The sequence below is a fragment of the Enterovibrio norvegicus genome, assembly GCF_002876705.1.
GTDB classification, from domain to species: domain Bacteria; phylum Pseudomonadota; class Gammaproteobacteria; order Enterobacterales; family Vibrionaceae; genus Enterovibrio; species Enterovibrio norvegicus_B.
Map to the genome: position 1 here is coordinate 319,798 of NZ_MDAG01000013.1, position 21,457 is coordinate 341,254.

At 50.0% G+C, this 21,457-nt stretch carries 19 protein-coding genes; 4 read left to right on the top strand and 15 right to left on the bottom strand.

The genetic code is table 11. The annotated features are described in order from the left end of the window. Positions 1-66 precede the first annotated feature (66 nt). From BCT27_RS08970 to BCT27_RS09005, 8 genes are all read right to left on the bottom strand, one after another. Positions 67-687 (bottom strand): CDP-alcohol phosphatidyltransferase family protein, encoded by a 621-nt coding sequence (locus tag BCT27_RS08970; protein WP_102395596.1) that lies wholly within the window; start codon positions 685-687, stop codon positions 67-69. Beyond that, complete coding sequence (locus BCT27_RS08975) at positions 680-1,324, bottom strand: ATP-binding cassette domain-containing protein (protein ID WP_102395597.1); 645 nt, start codon at positions 1,322-1,324, stop codon at positions 680-682. The genes BCT27_RS08970 and BCT27_RS08975 overlap by 8 nt, the downstream gene beginning before the upstream one ends. Then, a complete protein-coding gene (locus BCT27_RS08980; protein WP_102395598.1) occupies positions 1,290-2,996 on the bottom strand; it encodes an ABC transporter permease in 1,707 nt (568 codons plus the stop codon). Before BCT27_RS08980 ends, BCT27_RS08975 begins: the two co-directional genes overlap by 35 nt. Before the next feature lie 4 nt (positions 2,997-3,000). Next, positions 3,001-4,155, bottom strand: a complete 1,155-nt coding sequence (locus BCT27_RS08985) for an ABC transporter substrate-binding protein (protein WP_102395599.1) — start codon at positions 4,153-4,155, stop codon at positions 3,001-3,003. 140 nt (positions 4,156-4,295) lie between these two features. After that, on the bottom strand, positions 4,296-4,973 hold the full coding sequence (locus tag BCT27_RS08990; protein ID WP_102318736.1) for a TVP38/TMEM64 family protein: 678 nt from the start codon (positions 4,971-4,973) through the stop codon (positions 4,296-4,298). Positions 4,974-5,131: 158 nt separating this feature from the next. Then, a complete protein-coding gene (locus BCT27_RS08995; protein WP_102395600.1) occupies positions 5,132-5,902 on the bottom strand; it encodes a heterodisulfide reductase-related iron-sulfur binding cluster in 771 nt (256 codons plus the stop codon). Beyond that, positions 5,899-7,695, bottom strand: a complete 1,797-nt coding sequence (locus BCT27_RS09000; RefSeq protein ID WP_102395601.1) for an FAD-dependent oxidoreductase — start codon at positions 7,693-7,695, stop codon at positions 5,899-5,901. The genes BCT27_RS08995 and BCT27_RS09000 overlap by 4 nt, the downstream gene beginning before the upstream one ends. Positions 7,696-7,744: 49 nt before the next feature. After that, positions 7,745-8,731 carry a sulfurtransferase gene (locus BCT27_RS09005; RefSeq protein WP_102395602.1) on the bottom strand — a complete coding sequence of 329 codons (987 nt, stop codon included), beginning with the start codon at positions 8,729-8,731 and terminating at the stop codon, positions 7,745-7,747. Positions 8,732-9,083: 352 nt separating this feature from the next. Between BCT27_RS09005 and BCT27_RS09010 the strand changes: the two genes are divergently transcribed. From BCT27_RS09010 to BCT27_RS09020, 3 genes are all read left to right on the top strand, one after another. Further along, the gene (locus tag BCT27_RS09010) at positions 9,084-10,895 is read left to right on the top strand and encodes a sensor histidine kinase (RefSeq protein ID WP_241908542.1); all 1,812 of its coding nucleotides are present in this window, start codon (positions 9,084-9,086) and stop codon (positions 10,893-10,895) included. After that, positions 10,896-11,507 (top strand): response regulator transcription factor, encoded by a 612-nt coding sequence (locus BCT27_RS09015; protein ID WP_102395604.1) that lies wholly within the window; start codon positions 10,896-10,898, stop codon positions 11,505-11,507. It begins immediately after the preceding gene. A 330-nt stretch (positions 11,508-11,837) separates the two neighbouring features. Continuing rightward, the gene (locus BCT27_RS09020; protein WP_102395605.1) at positions 11,838-12,497 is read left to right on the top strand and encodes a Qnr family pentapeptide repeat protein; all 660 of its coding nucleotides are present in this window, start codon (positions 11,838-11,840) and stop codon (positions 12,495-12,497) included. A 69-nt stretch (positions 12,498-12,566) separates the two neighbouring features. On the opposite strand, the gene BCT27_RS09025 is transcribed toward BCT27_RS09020, so the two are convergent. From BCT27_RS09025 to BCT27_RS09050, 6 genes are all read right to left on the bottom strand, one after another. Then, positions 12,567-13,745, bottom strand: coding sequence for a M24 family metallopeptidase (locus tag BCT27_RS09025; RefSeq protein WP_102395606.1), 1,179 nt, complete (start codon positions 13,743-13,745; stop codon positions 12,567-12,569). A gap of 37 nt (positions 13,746-13,782) precedes the next feature. Then, a complete protein-coding gene (locus tag BCT27_RS09030; RefSeq protein WP_102395607.1) occupies positions 13,783-15,126 on the bottom strand; it encodes a TRAP transporter large permease in 1,344 nt (447 codons plus the stop codon). Next, the gene (locus BCT27_RS09035) at positions 15,126-15,665 is read right to left on the bottom strand and encodes a TRAP transporter small permease (protein ID WP_102395608.1); all 540 of its coding nucleotides are present in this window, start codon (positions 15,663-15,665) and stop codon (positions 15,126-15,128) included. Before BCT27_RS09035 ends, BCT27_RS09030 begins: the two co-directional genes overlap by 1 nt. Before the next feature lie 159 nt (positions 15,666-15,824). Continuing rightward, positions 15,825-16,868 (bottom strand): TRAP transporter substrate-binding protein, encoded by a 1,044-nt coding sequence (locus BCT27_RS09040; protein WP_074925957.1) that lies wholly within the window; start codon positions 16,866-16,868, stop codon positions 15,825-15,827. A gap of 161 nt (positions 16,869-17,029) precedes the next feature. Then, on the bottom strand, positions 17,030-18,247 hold the full coding sequence (locus BCT27_RS09045; RefSeq protein WP_198597541.1) for a M20 aminoacylase family protein: 1,218 nt from the start codon (positions 18,245-18,247) through the stop codon (positions 17,030-17,032). 64 nt (positions 18,248-18,311) lie between these two features. Next, a complete protein-coding gene (locus tag BCT27_RS09050; protein WP_102318748.1) occupies positions 18,312-19,073 on the bottom strand; it encodes a maleate cis-trans isomerase family protein in 762 nt (253 codons plus the stop codon). Between the two features lie 262 nt (positions 19,074-19,335). Here BCT27_RS09050 and BCT27_RS09055 point away from each other — a divergent pair, with 262 nt between their 5' ends. After that, positions 19,336-19,827 carry an Lrp/AsnC family transcriptional regulator gene (locus tag BCT27_RS09055; protein WP_102395610.1) on the top strand — a complete coding sequence of 164 codons (492 nt, stop codon included), beginning with the start codon at positions 19,336-19,338 and terminating at the stop codon, positions 19,825-19,827. A gap of 85 nt (positions 19,828-19,912) precedes the next feature. On the opposite strand, the gene BCT27_RS09060 is transcribed toward BCT27_RS09055, so the two are convergent. Beyond that, on the bottom strand, positions 19,913-21,103 hold the full coding sequence (locus BCT27_RS09060; RefSeq protein WP_102395611.1) for a diaminopropionate ammonia-lyase: 1,191 nt from the start codon (positions 21,101-21,103) through the stop codon (positions 19,913-19,915). Between the last annotated feature and the right edge of the window lie 354 nt (positions 21,104-21,457).

Below are 21,457 nucleotides of genomic sequence, written 5' to 3' on the forward strand. Positions count from 1 at the left end.
CTGCTTTAAACAAAAACGCCCGCGATTCACATCGCGGGCGTTTTTACATTCAGCTGATACCAAGTTTTACGCAGCCGGTTTATCCGCCAAGGTATGAAACCCCGAATAAATCCGCGAACCCGTGGTAAACCAACACATGGCACCGAACACGCTGGCAATCAGCACAAAGTGCGTTGGGAATAAACAAAGCAACACAAAACAAGCGATGGTTTCAGTGCCTTCGGTCAGCCCTGTCATGTAGTAAAGCGATTTATTTTTGTACACGGGGTCAGCGATATCGCGCTTACTCGCCATCACGGCAAAAGCTAGAAAGCTGCTGCCAGATCCGATGAAAGAGAAAATCAAAAACGCGCCCGCGACGGCATTTTGTTCTGGGTTTGCCAACACAAAACCAAACGGGATCAGAGAATAGAACAAGAAGTCCAAGCTGATATCAAGGTAGCCACCCGCATCGGTAATACCCTGAATACGCGCCAATGCGCCATCCATACCATCACAAACACGGTTAAGCAGAATACACACCAAGGCCACAGTGTATTGCTCAAACGCCAAGGCAGGCAGAGCGAAACACCCAAGTACGAAACCCGCAAGCGTGGTTTGATTGGCGGTGACACCAAGTTTATCCACCAACTTTGCGGTTTGTGTCAGCGGCCAGCGCACGACCTTAATTGCCATAGCATCAAGCATGAGCAGGCTCCCATGGCGTCAGCAATCTGCTGCCTTCAGGAATGTCTTCCACATCATGAGTCACCATCAGTGCAGGGATATTGGCATCTTTCAGTTGCTCCACCACCCAATCGCGAAACTGCATACGCAAGCCTTTATCCAGTTTGCTGAACGGTTCATCGAGCAGTGCCACTTTGGGCTTCGCCAACAACATGCGTGTCAGGCTAATGCGCGCACGCTGCCCCCCAGAAATTTGATCAGGGTAAGAATCCGCAAGCTTGGTCAACGAAATGTTTTTCAACGCCTGCATGGCGCGGTGTTTGCGCTCTGCGCCTTTAATGGTGTCAGGTAGTGCAAACGCCAAGTTTTCCCACACGCACAGGTGCGGAAACAACAAATCTTCTTGGAACAGAATGCCGACATCGCGCTTGTGTGCTGGTCTGCCATCCAGATACTGACCATCCAACGCAACGTTGCCGGAGTAACAAAACTCATCTGACAGATGCCCTGCGATCACATCTAGCAAGGTCGACTTTCCGCAGCCACTTGGCCCCATCAGCGTCAAAATCTCCCCTTTTTCAACACGCATGTTCAGGGAAGAAAACAGCACCTCGCCCGTCGATTTACGGATGGCGAGGTTTTCGATACAAAGACTCATTCGGGAGCAAACCTTTCATGGATAAACGGCGATAGCGGCTCTGTAAACGGCTCACTAAAATCGCAAAAGAGAAGAAAACTAACGGCAGCAAGGCTTGCCAAATTGCGTATATCGCGGTCACGCGTCGATCGTACCCGCTCGACAGCGCCACGGCTTCGGTCGTGATGGTACTAATGCGTCCCGCCCCCAATACCAAGGTTGGCAGATATTGCGCCAAGCTCACGCTGATCCCGATGGCCCACGCAAACACAATGGCAGGCAGCAAGATAGGCATTTTTATTTGAAGCCACGCACGGAGCGGCGATTTACCCAAACTCAACGCGACGCGGGTTAACCCTTCGTCATAGCTGCGCCACGGGCCATCTAACGACAAATACACATACGGAAATGCGAAGAAAACATGCGCCCAACACACCCAGAAAAAGTGTGCATCGCTGCTGAGGTACAAGGTGGCAACCTGCATACCAAACAACACGGAAAGTTGTGGAATCAACATAGGGATCGCGATGATATAGCCCGGCACTTGAAGCTTATAGCGAAGCCGATATTCATGTGCCACCAATGCAAAACCCAATGCAACCGACGCAGTGATCAAGGCGATCAGCAAACTTTGGGATACGGTGCCGAGAATCGAGTCCCACTCATATTCCCAGAATCTAAGGCTGTAACGGCTTGGAAGTAAATCGGGGAATCGCCAACGTTGGGCGATACTCCACACCACCATCAATGGCACCATGACCACACTGGTAAGCAAAATCGCGGAGAATATAGATTTACCCGGCAGTGAGTAACCACTTCGCCCCGAGAATTGCCATTCCCGGAACCCTTTTGTGATCGCCCACTCCACCAGCCTTGCCAACGCAATCATCAAGATCGCGATAACAAACAGCACCACAGCCCCTGCCGCCGCCCTTGGCAGCAAGGCAAGATCAGGGTCGTTGAACCATTGCCACACCAATACCGCAAACGTCGGCGGGTTAGTTGGGCCAATGATCAGCGCCACATCGACGACAGACAGGCTGTACGCCATCACCGCCAACATCGGAAAACGTAGCTTGGCGAGCCATTGCGGAAAAACGCATTTCCACCACGTCTGCGCTTTGCTGTAGCCCAACGAAGCACTCACTTTCTCGCTCTGATCGACCTTGAGTTGGCGCAGCACAGAAATACTCATCAGCAGTAAAAACGGCACTTCCTTCATCGCCAGCATCAGAATCAAACCCAGCGCATACGGGTCTTTGACCAGCAGCGCTAAATCATTCACGGTTTGAGCATTGGCGTCATAACCAACAAGGCTAAGCAGCCTTGGCCCCATGCCCGTTGGCGCGAACAAAAACGCAAAGCCAATGGCAAACGCCACATGTGGCATGGCGAGCAAAGGCGATAACGAGATCTCCACACGACGCCAAAACCGAGTGCCCCAACTGGCCTGTAAAATCGCAAAGGTAATCAAACACGCCAGATAGCTACTGGCGATAGCGCAATACACTGTCATGCAGATCGACTGCCACACACCTTCCCATTCGAGCACCATGGCAAAGCCTGCCAATCCGAATTGGTGCATGCCCAGCGGCGGCACATAGCCGAGTGACGACACCAACACACCCAGTAAACCCGGAAGCGTCGGCAAGAAGCAGCACACCGCAATGATCAGATAGAGCGCTCTTAACATGGCGTTAGCTTCCGTAGCGTTGCAGCCACGCTTTCTCAAGCGCGCTTTGCCAGCTTGGGTGCGGCTCAGCGACCGCAGTAAACGGGGTGTTTTCTTTGGCTGAACCGGACAAATGCGCGTCTTTCAACACCGCCGGATCGCCCCATACATCAAGGTCACCTTTACGGGATTGCGCTTGCGGACTCAGCAAGAAATTAATGGCGACTAACGCTCCCTCTTTGGCATTTGCATTCCAAGGCACAGTCAAATAGTGAATGTTCGACAACGCCCCCATTTCCATCGCGTACGCTTCGGTGGTTTCAGCAAGGTTCCCTGCTGATTGCGCGGCATACACTGCGTTCGGGTTAAAAGTAATCGCTAAGTCAATTTGACCGTCATCGAGCAATTGCAGGGTTTCGGCCGTGCCGGCGGGGAACTGTTTACCGCCACGCCAAGCCACTTTATGGAACTCATCCAAGTAATACCAAAGTGGCGCAGTCACCTTGTCAAAATCAATGCGATCAACAGGTTCAGACAAGCAGGGAGAGTCGTTAGTTAACTCGATCAGCAAGGCTTTCAAGAAGCTGGTGCCATGGAATTCAGGAGGACGCGGGTAGCTCAAACGGTTCGGGTTGCGTTTGGCGTAATTCAGCATGTCGCCGAAGGTGCGCGGCGGCGTACTCAGGGTTTCTTTGTCATAAATGAACACCAATTGGCTTAAGCCCCACGGTGCCTCCATGCCGTCTGTCGGTTCAGAGAAATCGACAGTGACAGGCAAGTTCTGATCAACGAGCGACCAATGCGGTAATTGCTGCGCAAAGCTGCCCATCAACAACTGATTTTCTTTGAGGGATTTGAAGTTCTCACCGTTGATCCACACCAAATCAACGCTACCGCCAGAGGTTTTCCCTGCGGCCTTCTCAGCAATCAATCGCGTGGTGGTTTCGGAAATGTCCGTCACTTTCACATGATGAAGTTTGATGTTATGACGACGTTGCAGCTCTTTTCCCGCCCATTGGATGTAGCGGTTAATTTCCTGATTGCCACCCCACGCATGAAAATAGACATGCTGGCCTTGCGCCTTCACTTCGACGTGCGACCAATCGTTTAAATCAGGGGACGAGGCAAACACCGCAAAAGACGCGGTCAACAAAGCCATCGCTGAGAACAGAGTTTTCATAAAAAGTCTTTTATTCTTATCGTTATTTGATGCCGTAATAACCACTCATCGCCACTATTTTCAGCAGCTATAAACGCAAAAACGTCCCTCACCATGAGGTAAGGGACGATAAATCTAATCACTTATAACGCCAGCGCAAGTTATTTCGCTAACTCAGCCATGTTGATGCCTTTTTTCTTCGCGATGTACTTCGGAATCAGAGACATACCAAACAGGATAAGACCCGCGCCCGCGAACTTAACCAGCAGCATGGCAGACACACCGTTAGTCGCAATGTCACCCGCCATGTAAGCGAAGATGAATGCACCCGGCGCCATGGTGATCAACGACACCAATGCGTAAGTACCCAAGTTCAAACTGGTTAGGCCGTACGCGTAGTTCTGCAGGCTGAATGGGAACACTGGCACAAGGCGAGTCAGGATCAGGAAGCTGGTACCGTTTTGCGCTACACCGTCATCAATTTTCTTGAAGATTGGGTTATCACCAAATTTCTTCATGATGGTATTGCGTAGCAAGAAACGCGCAACCACGAACGCGACAACCGCACCCAATGTTGCAGAAAACAGCGCCAATACGCCGCCTTTGATTGGGCCAAATACGATGCCCGCCACAATGGTGAACGCACTGCCCGGTAGCAAGAACACACACGCAAAAACAAACGCCGCTACAAACACAACGTAACCCATCGCGCCAAAGCCCGCGATCCACTCTTGAAGGCTCTTGATGTCAGTGATGATTTCAAGAATACCCGTTTGTTTTGCAGCAAATAGCGCCAGCGCTACAGCCAGAATTGCCACACCAATTTTTAGAAATTTCATGAAGTAATACCCGAATAAAGTTCAATGTTCTTGAGTAACCCCTGCATACATTTATCAGGGGTAAAGAAAGTCGCCGAGTGCATAAGGCAGGAGACAACTGCACTCAATTTCACGAGTCACGTACTCGGCGATTCCTTTAAATCAGAGATAGCTGACGACTAAACCGCCATGCACTTGATCAGACCCGCTTTCGATTTGTAGCGGTTGAACCACGCTTTCGCAGGGCTTGCTAGCACGTTGACAGGTGGCGCAGTGTCTTTCATCACAACCGGGCCAAACATCAAATCAAGAATGTGCCAAGCGTTCGTGCCCACACCCATCATGGATGCACGACATGCTGCGCAGTAAACAACAACATGGTCGGTTTCAAACTCATCAACACGGCGTTGAACAACACGCTCAGCCACGTTCGGGTTTGCAGGCACGACCATGCCGCCAAAACCACAACAACGGGTGTTTTCGCGTGTGTGCTCTGGTTCAGTCGTTTTGTAACCCAGCTCATTCAAGATCCAGCGAATGCCGTCTTGAAGCTCGCTTTCGTAGCGGGTTGAGCAAGAATCGTGAATGGTGAACACCACGTCACTGTCTTTCGCTTTGCCCACAAGCTCAGGTGGCAGTCCGATTTTTGGCAGCAGTTTCCAAAGCGACAATGGCTTTTGCGTGCCGCCCGATTTCTTGATCATGCCGTAACAGCTTTGGCACGCCACGATCACTTCTTCTGCTTCAAGCTTGTCAAAGTCAGCTTGAAGTTGACCGTAACGTTCTTTGAATTTCTCGGCTTGGCCAATCGCTGCGGTTGGCTTACCGCAACATTTTTGAACCGCACCCATGTCTGGGAATACATTTTTCAAGTGTTTCGCGATCGCCGCGACACCTTCTGGCGAGTAGGATGGCAGGCTGCATCCTGGCATGAATACTTTATTACTCATTTTGTTGTTACCGCACGTTTAGCCATAGTGAAGAGTTTTGAGAAACCCAGTTTTTGGTGCATGTTGATCGCTTTGTGACCTTTTATTGGTGATTCGCCGTTGTTCGCATTCACGAAATCAACACGCGCACCAAGGAAGATTTCCTTCATTGGGTAATCTTTCGGACACACGATGGTGCACTGATCACAGGCGTTACAGGAGTAAGCCAGCAATGGGTCCATCTCTTTCTTATTGACGAAATCACCGAACAGCGTCTTCGGACAGTCGCCGAAGTCGTTCATCATGATGCACTCACTCATACACAGCTTGCAGGTACATTGCAGACAGCGCGTTGACTCTTGCTTCACTTGTTCTTGCGTGAAACCAAAATCAACCTGAGCAAAGTCGCGCTTACGCTCTTCCGCATCGCGCAATTCGCCGTGTAGACGTGGCACATCTACCGTGCCTTTTGGCAATGGAATGTCTAAACGCGATGGGTAGCTGTATTCTTCTTTGAAATCGCGACCTTCTTCCAAAGGACGACCCGCGAATTGACGCTCAATGCTCATCGCCGCTTTACGGCCAAGCGCCATTGCTTCGATAACGATGTTACCGCCACAGGCATCGCCTGCTACGTAAACGCCATCAACCGAAGAGACCAACGTATTCTTATCAACCACGTAGCGACCGCCACGGCCAGTTTCTAGTGCGCCGCCAGTGATGTCTGCAACCACCTGACCTGTCGCGAATACCACGGTATCCACTTCGATCGTGCGAGTATCTTCCGCATAAGAAGGGGCGAAGTTGCCGGTTTCATCAAGAATCGACAGCACGCGCTTCAACGTAATCGAGAACACTTTGCCGTCTTTTTCTTCGATAGAGATCGGGCCCCAACCTGCGTTGAATGCCACGCCTTCTTCCAACGATTCTTCAATTTCGACATGACTTGCAGGCAAGTTTTCCATTGCTTCTAGCGAGCATTGGTGAACTTCGTCTGCGCCGATGCGCCATGAAGAACGTGCACAGTCCATCGCCACGTCACCGCCGCCAATCACCATCACACGCTTACCAGCACGCGGGAACGCACGGGTTTCAGAAATTTCTTTCAGGTACTCAACCGCAGAGAACACGCCTTCCGCTTTGTGACCCGGCAGCGGAATGATTGAACCCACGTGCGCGCCATGTGCCAATACCACCGCGTCGTGCATGTTACGCAGCTCTTCAAAGCTAATGTCTTTACCGATTTCAACGCCAAACTTGGTCGTGATACCCAACATTTCTAGGTAGCTGAATTCAAAATCAATCACGTTGCGCGGTAGGCGGTATTCAGGAATACCCACACGCATCATGCCGCCGTACACATCCAATTTTTCATAGATGGTTACGTCATGACCTTTACGACGCAGTTCAATCGCCGCCTGCGCACCCGCAGGGCCTGCGCCCACGATAGCAATGTGTTTACCCGTTGAATTTAGGATCGCCAGATCCCAGTTTTCTTTGTTGTCCATCTTTTCAGCGACAAAGCGTTTGATGCCCGCCACGCTGATCGCTTGACCGTATTCGGTATTACGACGACACGCTGCTTCACATGGGTGCGCACAAATGCGGCCCAAGGTTTGTGGCAAAAACAGTTTGCCGCGAATGGTGTCTAGTGCTTCTTGGTATTTACCTTCACCCGCAAGGCGAACGTATTGCTTCACATCAGTGTGCATTGGACACGCAGTCTGACACGCAGGATCCGCATCACCCATACAGCCATCAACCACGTTCTGCGCCGCGTCGTATAGCTTTTGACTAAAAATTACATTGCTCATTATTTTTATGATTCCAGTCTTGGTTAATTACGTACGTAGGTGGCGTCGATTAACTTTTGGTGCCGTTCTGCACGTTCACGTCAGTACGATTTTGCTCGTAGTGCGCAAAGCTGTATTCAATCCATGAACCGTCGTAGTTGTAGACGCCTTCTGCCCCTAAGACTTCTTCTAGCACCATCATGGTGTGTGCAGAGCGAACGCCAGACTGGCAGTAAGCAATGACTTTCTTGCCTTTAATGATGTCGCCGTAAAGCGCTTGCAGTTCTTCTGCTGATTTCAGCGTGCTGTCTGCATTTAGGGCTTTGGTCCAGTTGATGTGAACGCTGCCAGGGATCGTACCTGGGCCGTAAGCGCCACCCACTGTCGTGGTGCCGTCAAACTCTTCTTGGCCACGGGTATCCAAAATCACCCAATCTTTCGCCGATTGCGCGTTCAGTACCATGTCTATGGTGGCTAAACCGCTGGTTTCTGCTTCAGGTTGTGGCGCTTTGTAAGCAGTCGCTTCAACGCTTGGGTTCGCATCACCCGTCGCGAAACCTGCACCAATCCATGCATTCAAACCACCATCAAGGTAGCGAACGTTTTGATGACCAAGGTTTTCGATTTGCCAGAACAGGCGAGCGGCATCGTGGTGAGCATTGGCTGCGTAAACAACGATGGTTGAGTCTGGTGTCGCACCAAATTTGCTCAGAAGTGCTTCCATGTCTTCCACAGAATTACGCATACCGTCGTAGCCATACGTTTCTTTTGCTGCGGAATAATCATTGCGCCACATGGTGAATGAGCCTGAGATCGGCGCATCCGGTTTCATTGGATTGAGTGCACCAATCACCACCACGTTCTTGTCGCTTTCCATCATTGCTTTCAGGTCTTGTGCAGACACAAACGCTTCTGGGTTAGCGTATTCTGCAAACTTTTCTTGCAGAACTTGATTGCTAACTTGTACCGCTTCAGCGCCAAACATTGACGTATACGCAACGTAGCCACCGGCCATCAGCGCAGCAACAACACCTACTGCGACAGTCGATTTTTTCATCGTGATTATCCCAAGATTGTTTATAAAGTTATTCGCTCATCAATGAGCCGAATGAAATCGGGTGTCTGTCATAACGCTGATCGTTAACGGGCTTTGTTTTCTATTGTTAGTGCCAATGACGGTCAGCGGTATGCGCTACATTTTTTCGATATGTTTTCCCGCGCGCGTAGCGACATGGATAAACACATGGTTGCCTTTTGGGCTTGTAGCACGGATTGTGAGGAAAGAATTGTCTGCGGGATATTGTGGTAAACCACAATATTGTCAGTAGTTTGATCTAAAGCAGCATAGAAAACAGGGTTATTTAATGTAAGATGCGCGGCGAAAAGCTTTCCATCACAGTGACCTCTCATTGAACAACTATTTATTACGAAGCTCGCCGTTTTTCTGCATTAAAGCGCTCGCGATGGTGCTCGTCAGTGTGTGCTGTCTTTGCAGTTGTAAAGCGGAGGCTCGCATCGTTCAGCATTACGATGTGGGTGTGCTAGCACTGCGTGGCGACGCGCATGCCATATCTTCTTGGCGGCCTACTCTTGATTGGCTTGAAAAAGAAATCCCCGGGGTGACGTTTGAACTGCACCCGTATGATTTCGATGAGCTCGATGACGCATTTAAACATAATCAACTCGACTTCTTGCTGACGAGCCCAGGCCAAGCCACAAAGATTGCGCGCCAGCATCAGCTCAATTGGTTAGCCACACAAAAAACCGCGTACAGTAAGAAAACAAGCCGCTCGATTGCGTCTGTGGTGGTCGTTCGTGAAAATTCACACTTCACGTCATTGAAAGACATTGAACAAGCACGGGTTGCTGCGGTGTCGGAAAAAGCCTTTGGCGGATTTATCGCGCTGCGCTACGAGTTAGACAAACTCGACTACTTCAACGCGTCTTTCTATAAAAAGATCAAGTTCACTGGCCCACCAACGGATCAGCTGATTTATGACGTGCTCGACAACAACATTGATGTGGCAGTTGTGCCAGCCTGTACGCTTGAAAACATGGCAAAAGAAGGCTTGGTGGATACCACCAGCGTGCGCGTGTTGGATGTGCAATATCCCGACGGCTCAGTGTGTGGTGTGAGTACCCCGCTCTACCCTAACTGGACCTTCACTAAAACAGCGCGTGCCACCAATGAAATCGGGGAAAAGGTCGCCCAAGCCTTGCTTGCGATGCCTCAAAATGCGGCCGCGGCGAAAGCGGCAAGCAACATAGGCTGGACACTTCCTGAAAGCCCCGTCGACGTGGATAAAGTCTTCAAGCATCTCGACATGCACCCTTTGCAACAAACATGGCAGGAAAGCTTTTACAAATGGCTCGATCGCAATGAATTCCTTGCCTTCTCGACCGTGCTGATTTTGATTCTATTGAACGTTTATCACCTGTGGGTCGAATACCATTTCAAACGCAGCAAGCAAGAACTTGAACGCACCCTTTTCGCATTAAAAGAGAAAAACGCCGTTCTCGAACACGTGCAGCGCACCATGATCGTCGGGGAACTTGGCAGCAGTATCGCGCACGAAATAAATCAGCCACTGAGTTCCATCAAGAACTATTCCGAAGGCGTACAGCGCCGCATTGCACAAGGCATGGACCCCAAAGATCTCACACCAATATTGGGCAAAATTCAGCAACAAGTTGGCGCTGCCAGCGACATTATTCAGCGCCTTCGAGGATTGATAAAACGCACACCCACAGCACGGGTTGTGTGTCGCCCTGTCGATTTCATCAGCGATTCAATTCAGCTTGTGGAATACGATTTCCAAGCACTGAACATTGGCCTGCAACTGAGCGTGGATGGCGATCCCTTCAAAGGGGAGTTTGACGTCATCGGCATGCAGCAAGTCATGTTGAACTTGCTCAAGAATGCCAAAGAAGCCTGTTTAGCGTCCATGGACGTGGAAGTGATCCCAATGGTGCAGGTGGAGTTGTTGTATGGCACCAATGAAATCGTCATCAAAGTGGAAGACAACGGCATCGGGCTAGCAGCCAGCGAAGAAGAAGTACAACAAGCCTTTTACACCACCAAAAGTGATGGTTTAGGCCTCGGCTTACCCATTTGTCGCGACGTTGTCGAAGCGCACCACGGTCAATTTATGATTCAGCCTAATCGCCCGCGCGGTTGTCAGGTCACTATTGTCATTCCCGTCACAAGGAGTCAGGAATAAATGCACACACAATTCGGCCCAGTCTATGTCGTTGATGACGAAGAACCTGTTCGTGACTCCCTCGTTTTCATGCTGGAAAGTTTCGATTTGCAGCTACGGGACTTTGATTCAGGCAAAGCCTTTTTAGCCGGCGTCGATATTTCACAACCGGGTTGCGTGATTTTAGACAGCCGCATGCCAGAAATGCGCGGGCAAGATGTACATGCCTTTTTGATCGAAGCGCGAAGCCCACTGGCGGTGATTTTCTTAACTGGACACGGCGATGTCCCGATGGCAGTGGATGCGCTTAAAGACGGTGCGGTCGATTTCTTCCAAAAACCTGTCGATGGCGAACCCTTGGTTAAGGCCATTGAGAAAGCCCTCGTTTACTCGTTTAAACGTGCGGAAGACGTGTCTATAGAGAATCGATACGAGAACCTGACTGAGCGTGAAAAAGACGTATTGAAATTGGTATTGAAAGGCCAAACGAATCAGCAAATGTCGACAACACTGTGTGTCTCGCTGCGCACGATTGAAGTGCATCGCGGCAACATGATGAAGAAGTTTGAAGCCACCAATGTGGCGGACTTGGTGCTGCGACTTAGCACCTTGGTACAACAAAACAAACTCTAACCGATGGGGCTAGTGCGTTCTCGATCCGTTTTTGCAGGTTAACAGGCGTATGTCGAGTATTACCGGCTGCCAATATTCGCCACAAGATTCGCCACAAAACTTGCCATGAACAATAAGTGACCGACCAATGCGTCCAGCCTCTCACAGGCCTCGAAATTATTTTCATTGAACGCTCAGGCGTTCAGCACCGCCTTCGGCTTATCACGCGCTATTTTGGCGTCTTAAATTGGCGAATTTAGCACTTTTAAATCACTGTTTTAAATAGAGTTATATTTATTGTCATCGCAGTCGAAAATGATAATCTCGCCTCATTAGAAACGAGGAAGTGTTATGACAAAAAACGATGAAATCTATGACCGCGTCAGTTTCGCTAACCAAGACCTCAGCGACGCCATTTTTACCCGTTGCAAATTCGTCCGTTGTGACTTTGGACGCGCCAACTTGCGAGATGCACAGTTTATCGAGTGTGCATTTTTAGAACAGGGGGACGTGGAAGAAGGGTGCCATTTTGACTATGCCGATCTCCGCGATGCATCATTTAAACAATGCAAAATGGCATTCGCGAACTTCACCGGTGCGAAATGTTTTGGCATTGAATTTAGAGAGTGCGATTTAAAAGGGGCGAATTTCCGACAAGCCAGTTTTTCGAATCAAGTTAGCAACCGTATGTACTTCTGCTCTGCGTATATCACGGGCTGTAACCTTTCTTATGCCAACTTTGAACGGCAATGTTTAGAAAAATGCGATTTGTATGAGAACAAGTGGCACGGTGCGAACTTACAGGGCGCGTCGTTGAAAGGTTCAGACTTAAGTCGAGGGTCGTTTTCAGAAGACTGTTGGGGGCAATTTAATCTTCAAGAATGCAATTTAGGCCATTCCGAATTGCATGGGTTGAACCCAAGGCGTGTCGACCTCACTGGTGTTCAGATCTGCTCATGGCAACAAGAACAATTGCTTGAACAACTAGGATTGATTGTTCTCCCTGACTAATAGACACAAGACGTTAAGGCCAAAACCTTAACGTCTTACCTCTGTTCTTCACTTGCGATGACCCACGGTTCAAATAATCGGCATGCTTTGCCACGTTCTTTCATGCAGCAATTCGCAGCCCGTTTCGGTGATCACAATATTGTCTTCATGCACCATCATCTTGTTGGGCGCAAACGCCATTCCCGGTTCAAGCGTCAACACCATACCGGGTTTCAATTCCACGTCGCCATTCGGCACATGCGAAGGCCACTCGGTAAGCTGCATACCCAGCCCATGCCCCATTCGGCCCACGTTGTTGCTCAGTGCGCCCCCTCTTTCTAGTTCTGCCCACATGGCTTGCCACACATCGCCCGTGGTTCGTCCCGGCGCTGCTATATTCAGCCCCGCTTCCGTGGCGGCATAGACGGTGTCATACGCACGGAGGGTGTCGGGCTTTACCTCTCCAAAGCCAAAATTCCTGTCAAAATCACAGAAATAGCCATCAAAATTCGCGCCCGTGTCAATGATCAACACATCCCCGTCATTCAGCACGCGATCGGTGGGGCCCATGATGATGTTGTCATACCCACCCAGCCCCGATGCTGAAATCAAATACGGGCAGTTGTCAGCCCCTAAACGCAACATTTCAAGATGCATGGCTTTGCATGCTTCTCGTTCTGTCATCCCCGTAGAAAGGTGTCCACGAAGATACTCAAAGCCCGCGGCAGCAACATTGCAGGCAAAGCGAACTTTTTCAATCTCAGCCAATGATTTGATGCTGCGAATATCTCGAACATTGGTCGACACATCGACCAGTTCGTGATGTGCCAGAATCTGCTGTAATGCAGCAAAGTTATGCGCTGGCATGCGTAAATGTGTTTCAGTCCCCAGCATGGCACCCACTCGACGAAAGCGACCGCTAACCTCCGCCAACGCAGCCGCCAACAGTGAAATACCGTCATCGTCAGGCTGGGGTGAAGGCCAACTTCTTACATCATCAATCCATGTTTGGTCGAAACCCGACACACCAATTTCTGGTACCACCGCAATAGGCTTACCATCCGCGGGCACCACCAGAAACCAGGGACGCGTAGGGCTCTCCCAAAACTGGGATTTGAAACCACTAAAATAGCGAAACTCGGGTTCTGTAGTGAAGAACACGGCGTCGATTTGCTGTTCACGCATGCGTTTCTGCAATTGCAGTGTTCTATGTTCAAATTCAACCAATGCGAAACCACGCAGCGGTGCCACTAAGGGCGGTGTTGGCATGTCCCTATCCTTCTTTCGATACGTTATTAAGTATGGTCTAACTGAATAATATGTCCCTTGGCAGCAAGGCGATGCTCGGGAAGAAAATCAACAATGCGGACATGAGCAATAGAATTAAAAAGAACGGCAATGTCCCGCGAATAACCTCCAGATAAGGACGCTCAAATATCGCGATTGCCGTAAAAATGTCACAACCAAACGGTGGCGTAGCTGAACCAATCGCCATTTGCAGGGTAATCAACACCCCCACAAGGATGGGATCCAGCCCCGCCGCATTGACGATCGGCATAAAGATCGGCGTGAGAATCAACAGCACGACCAGCGAATCGACAAACATACAGCCGACGAAAAACGCCAAGGCAATAACAAATAAAATGTACTCAGGGGATGCACTGCTTAAATCCAGCGGCGCGAGCAATTCTTGAGGGATTTGCTCAAACGAGATGTACCAAGAAAACGCTTGTCCAACACCCACCAACACAAACACCACCGCCGTGATCAAGCCAGTGCTCAATGCAGCGTCGCAGATGTCTTTCACACCCAAGGTTCGATAAAAAACACATTCGACGATAATGGCGTAAAGCACCGCAAAAGATGCCGCCTCCGTCGGTGTTACCACGCCTGAGTAGATCCCGCCGATGATGAGCGCAGGAAAACCCAAAGGTAAAATGGCTTTTTTGATGGCTTCGATTTTTTCTGCGGTATTGGTTTCTTCCACCAAGCTGATGGAATCCGCATGCTTGGCGCTGTAGAGATAGCTATAAATCGCGAAGAAACCCGTTAACACGATGCCAGGACCAATACCTGCAATGAACAACTCGCCCACACTGGCATTGGCTAACGTGCCATACAAAATCAAGCCAATGCTCGGGGGAATAAGAAAAGCGATGTCACTGGCATTGATGATCAGCGCCATCACAAAGCTGTCTTTATAGCCCGCCTGTAACAGCTTAGGGCGCATGATCTGCCCCACAGAGACCACGGTCGCTTGCGTCGAGCCAGACACCGAACCAAACAAGGTGCAGCTGATACACGTCGTGATCGGTAATCCGCCACGCAGGTGTCCAACAAACGCTTGAATCAAGCCAAGCAGGTTATGCGCCGTGTGTCCGCGCGTCATGATGTCTGCGGCCAAAATAAACATGGGTACCGCAATCAAGGCATTGGGAGAAATGCCCGTGACCATCTGCTGAATCAGCACTTCAGGGTCAACTTGCGAGAAATGAATCAAGCCAATCAGTGCCCCAACGGCGAGGGGAACCACCATGGGAAAGCTCAGAAAGAGCAGCACTATCATCATTGAAACTAGGGTAAACGTGATCACATAGATATCGAGTTCACCGGCGATAATGTCGCCAAAAAACTGCATTACATCGCTCATTACAATGCGCTCCCTTTGTCGGTTTTATCTTCCGTGACATCAAAAGACACATAGATTTCCTTGTGGAGCAGATTCATCACAAAACTCATCGCGTACTGCAATCCCGCCATGGCGAAGCCAACAGGGATAATGGCGTAGACGTAATAAACAGGCATCTGTAAAGCTGGGCTTAGGCGGTTGATGCTCTTGAGCTCTAACACATAAAACACCGACAAATAGGCGAGATAAAACAAGAGCAACGAGGTAGTGAGTGCAATCACTGTCGTGAGAATTTTCTTGGCACGCTGGCTGAGGGAGTCATACACAGCGGTCATGCGAATGTTCCGCCCTTTTCGCACCGCGTACGCAAAGCCGATAAAGGTGACGCCAACGATGAGGAATTGATTCAGCTCTTCAGAGAAGAAGATGCTTTTGTTAAACGCATAGCGACCAATGGCATTCGCCGTCGAATTTGCCATCATCACGAGAATGCCTGCCATGATCAGAAAGCGTTCTAGCTTCTCCGTCATGATGCTGATCTTCTTCAACAAGTTTTTCATAACACGTCCTACACGCGTGTCGGCAATACATCCCAGCCATTCACAAAAAGCTGTGCTTGGCCGATTGCCGACCGCGTTTGATGTTATTGACTCAACAGGTAAATGCGCCACCTTCCATACAGGAATGTCCGACGCATCACCGAAGACAAAGGCTGGCGGTTATTTCCCGCCTGACGCCGCGTCGACTTCACTCAGTAAGCGTTGAAGGATGTTTTGAGCGCCTGCACGTGCGGCTGCTTTTTGATCATCCGGATACGCGTTCGCGACCACATCGTAGTATGTGCCGTGGAGGTTTTCGCTCAACGCTTTGAAGCGATTGCGCTCTTCTTCCGTCAACACCACCACTTGCATGTCAGGGCGCTCTTTCAGGATTTTCTCCATGTTTTCGCTGTTAATGCGGATTTGGTAGTCATACGCCGCTTTGTCTGCCGCCTTAATCGCTTTTCGGATCATAGCTTGTTTCTCTTCAGACAAACCGCTGAACCACTTGCTGTTGGTCGACACTGTGCTCACATAAGGTTGCTGACCAGGGAACATCAGGAAGTCCTGCACCTCATGCCATTTGGCGTTGTAGATGAAGTAAATCGGGTTCACCATGCCATCAATGGTTTTGAGCTGAAGCGAACCGTACACTTCACCCCAAGACAAAGGGGTTGGTGTCGCGCCAAACGTTTTGTACGTTTCAACGGGAATGGTTGAGGTAAAGGTGCGGATTTTCTGATCGGCAAAATCTTCTGGTGAACGCACGGCTTTGTTTGCACCCCAGACCATTTCGCCTTCAGACATCATGGAAAGCAGTTTCAAATTCACGCTCTCAAATTTCGGCGCAAGTTCGTTGTAAATGGTTGGGCTGGTCGTCAGCACTTTGTGCGTCACTTCTTCGTCCGTACCCAGCACATACGGCAGGCTCACCGCTTGCACTTCTGGCACGTACGAACCCAAATGCCCCGAGCCAACAGACACAAACTGGATCGTGCCTTTCGCTGCAAGCTCAACGATGTCATTTTCAGTGCCTAGCTGACCGTAATAATAAATACGAACACGAATATCACCGTCCGATTCTTTCTTCATCACCTCGGCAAATTTCTGCGCGTAAATGTCCTGCACATCGGTTTTGTCTTCTTCTGAGGCAAACTTCCATGTTTCAGCTTGTGCGCTGAACATCATGCCTAAACTCAGTAGAGCTACGCCAAATCGCTTCATCCTTTCTTCCTTCTTTTTCGCTATCCAAGAATCACCTTCACCGAATTTTCGCCGCACTGATGCACCCAAGTGGAAGGGGCCACTTGGAGACATGTCACTTGAAGACATCGTGATGTAGGTGGTTAGCTAATGGCTGCGTTTTATCGCAGCATGGGACTGATTCAATCGACCATGGCAGTACTCAAACGATCGTTGACCAGTTGGATCCAATAACGCGCACCTAGGGGAAGGATACGGTCGTTGAAATCATACTTAGGGTTATGAAGCGCACAGCCACCCACAGAGTTCACACCATTGCCTAGCAACACATAGCAGCCAGGTTTAACGCGCAACATGCTAGAAAAATCTTCCGATATGGTCAGCGGCTCACACTCGGCATTCACCTTGTCAGCCCCCAACACTTTCTGCGCAGCTTCTATCGCGTAAACGGTTTGCGCTTTCGCATTCACGGTCGGGTAAAACGTGTTGGCAAACGTGAATGTGTGGCTTGCACCCGCCGCCTGACATATCCCTGCCACTATCCGCGCCATGCTTTCTTCAATACGGGCTAACGTCGCTTCTGTGAAGCATCGACAATCCCCTTTGATGGTCACTTGGGTGGGAATGACATTGACGGTGCCATCTGTAATAAATTCGGTCGCAGACACCACAGCAGTGTCGCTGATGGCACTGAGGTTTCGAGACACAATGGTTTGCAGCCCGAGGATAACTTGCGCGCCGACCACCATGGGGTCGATGCCTTGATGCGGCAGTGCAGCGTGGCCGCCAATACCTTTAATGGTGATTTCAAAACCGCTTTCACTTGCCATGAGTGACCCCGGGCGCACCATGAGTTCGCCTTCCGCAAGACCGGGGAAATTATGAATGCCATAAACTTCATCGATCGAAAAGCGCGTAAACAGGCCATCATCAATCATGGCTTGCGCGCCACAACCGTGCTCTTCGTCCGGTTGAAAAATGAAATACACCGTGCCATTGAAATGTGGATGTTGTGCCAGATAACAGGCCGCGCCGAGTAACATGGCTGAATGCCCATCGTGCCCACAGGCATGCATTTTTCCATCGTGTTTAGAGCAGTGTGAAAAGGTGTTTTGTTCGTGAATGTGCAGCGCATCCATGTCTGCACGAAGACCAATACTGGCGTTGCTGTTACCACATTTAAGGATGCCCACCAGCCCCGTTTTCCCGATATTTCGCTCGACCTGAACGCCAAAGCTTTCGAGTTTTTCAGCGATGAAGTCCGCCGTAAGGTTCACATCAAACCCACACTCTGGAAATTGGTGCAGGTGCTGACGCCATGTCGTCATGTCCGCAATCAACTGTGGCGACAACGACGACCCTGTTTTCAAAGAAGGTGATTCAGAAGAAGACGATGACATGGTGTGCGCTCCGTAAGCCGTCATTGAAAAAACATCCTTATTTCAGACAATAGAAACAGATTCGCTATTGCGCGAGATGCTGTTCAAGCAACACGCCAAAACCTTCAATCGGCTTTGGGTATTTCAGTAAACGCAATGAATCCCATACCAACGCTTGATTACTGCTCACCACGGGCTTATCAAGTGCCGCTTCAACACGCGCTAACACCGAAGTAGCACGTAAAGCGGTGCATGAGATAAAGAGTAAATCCGCTTCGGGGTCGCAGCGTGAAATGGCCGCCTGCGCAATGTCTTCCGGCGAGATGTAGGTCATGGCGGTGTCATCTTCAAAGCCAAATCCCGCAATGTTGAGCACCTCATACCCCTGCGCTGAAAACATCGCGGCCATCTCACGGTTAACGGCGTCAGTGTAGGGCGTCAATATGGATAACTTTTTCGCCCCCAAGACATCAAATGCATTCAATGCGGCAGTCACAGGGTTAGTAACAGCAACATTAGGGCGCGTTTGATGCACAAGCTCCGTCACACGTTCATTGCCAATGGCAACCGTGCCTGACGTGCAGGCATAGATGATCACGTCCAAATCAGTATTCGGAAGAATCGCGTCTGCCGCCGCACTGATGCCTGGCGCCATGGTGCGAAGGTTTTCAACCGTCAGCGGGTTAACGTTTCTCACTCGGCTGGTGAAGGCGCGAACATCGTTCGGGTACAAGCGATTAAGGTCTTGCTCGATATTGAAATCTGTCGCGAGCGCAATCACGCCGATCCGCCCTAATGGTGCAAGGTGCTCCAATGCATACGCAGGTACTAAGGTTTCAACCTTCATCTCATCCACTTCTTTCAATCTGCACGCCGGTTTGTTCGTTACATTTTTTTCACAAGTGCAATAATCCCCCGAAGAGTTTGAAGAATTTCCTAATAAAGATGGCAGTGAATGAAGAAAATCCGCATTTTTTATGCGCTATAGTGGTTTTTTAGTACCAATAAGAAATAAAGGCGTTAACAAGGGGTTAGCAACCACTTTTCGTCTCAAAAACGGGCATAAAACGCTTCCATGATTAACACCTATTTTCAAAGGACGAACGGGTATGGCGCACTCTTCCACCACAGCGATAGACAGCTTTGATCGAAAGATACTGAACATTGTTCAGGTGTCGAATCGTGCAACATCTGACTACATAGCCGACCAAGTGGGGCTTTCACCCGCCGCAGTACAGCGCCGCTTAAAGCGCCTAAGAGAGCAGAAGATCATTCAAGCGGATGTGTCGGTGGTTGACCCCATAGCCTTAGGTTATGCCATGACCTTTGTTGTGCAAGTCACTCTGGAAAGAGAGCGTGTAGATTTGATGCACAATTTTAAAAAGGAAATGAAAGCCAATCGCTCAGTGCAGCAATGCTATTACGTGACGGGAAGTTCGGATTTTATTCTGATTGTGACCGCGGCAGACATGGCAGGATATGACACCTTCACCCGAGAAGCGTTTTTCGATAACGCGAACATCAAAAGCTTTCAAACCAATGTGGTGATGGACCCTGTCAAAGTGGGTCTGTCCGTGCCGATTGATGAGCACACAGAGTAAGCATTTCCCTGTGTTTTTTAAAAGAAAGCGGCACGAAAACGCGCCGCTTTTTGACGTGAATATCTCGTCATTATTTGGCTAACGCTTAGCCAACAAGTTCTCGGTAAAGCTCAGGATCTGTTGCACCTTCAGTGCCTAACACCAACACACGGCTGGTGCTGTCTAAACCCAGTTTATTTGCATACTCAGGTGAATGGTTTGCGATGATTGCCGCTGCATACCCAGGCACCGCCGATTCGCCCGCTTCGATCGCAGGTTCGGCTTCTCGGCCCTTTGCCAATATTCTCATCGCTTGAGGAATGGCTTCTTCGCTGATGGTCATAAAATCATCAGCGCCATTGGAGAGAATCGTCCACGCCAAGCTAGACACTTCACCACAGGCGAGCCCTGCCATTAAGGTCTCTAAGTCACCCAACACAGCCACGGGTTTCCCTGCTTGGGCGCTTTGTTGAAGGCAGTTCGCTTCTTCCGGTTCAACCACAACGAATCGAGGACGCGCTTCTCCCCAGATATCCCAGAAATAGCCACACACTGCAGATGCCAAGCCCCCCACGCCACCTTGCACAAACACATGCGTTGGGATCTCACCATCCAGTTGTTCGACGATTTCAGACAACATGACGGTGTAACCTAATGCCACGTCTTTCGGGATCTCCATGTACCCTTCGTAGGACGTGTCCGACACGATAACGCGGCCGTGCTTTTTCGCTTCAACATCAGCGGTTCGCACCGACTCATCATAGTTACCCGTGATGCGAATTACCTGCGCACCAAACGCTTCCATCGCTTGTTTGCGGCCTTCTGACACATCACGATGAACATAAATAATGCACTGACAGCCAAACATTTGTGCGCCCCAAGACACTGAGCGACCATGGTTGCCATCCGTCGCACAACTCACAACGACATCTGCAGCTTCTTTCTGCCATTTCCCCGCCAGTAAATCGTCCATGGTGGGCATTTCGCCATGACGTGCTTGCAGCACAAGCTGAAGCTGTTTGGCTACCGCATACGCGCCGCCTAACGCCTTGAAGCTTTTCAAACCGAAACGCAAAGATTCGTCTTTGTACCAGAGCTTACCCAACTTCGCCGTTTTGGCCGTGGTACTCAAATCATGCAGCGGTGTGGGCGCATATCCGGGCCAGCGAGTAATGTCTCGAATCGCAGTTTGCGCATGTTCAACATTTAGCACTGAGCGTTGCTCTGCACTGTAAACGTGCTCGGCAGACGCAAGAGGATTTGAGAAATGGGTAAGAGACCCTGATAGTTTCAGCATGTTATTTAAAATCCTTTTCCTATCTGTAATACGCAGACCTGTTTACCGTATAAGGCGAAACCACGTCGCGCTTGATACTAGAAAGTTTACTGAGAGATCACGCGTCATTTCTCTATTCTTGCGCAATGTCGTGAGGGTTATGTGCAATTTCCCCTAAGCGCACGCGGAATTTATGCACCCATCGCTAGGTTTCGCTAGTAGGACAGGTTCGCTGGTAGGACAGGCATTCGCCGACATGACGGATTTCCGCAGACGTGAACGGCAAACACAAACCCTTAGCGCCCTAAAATCAAAAAGCCCACCTGCGCGTCATTCACACAAATGGGCCTTGAGATTTCTCGCGCCTTGCGCTGA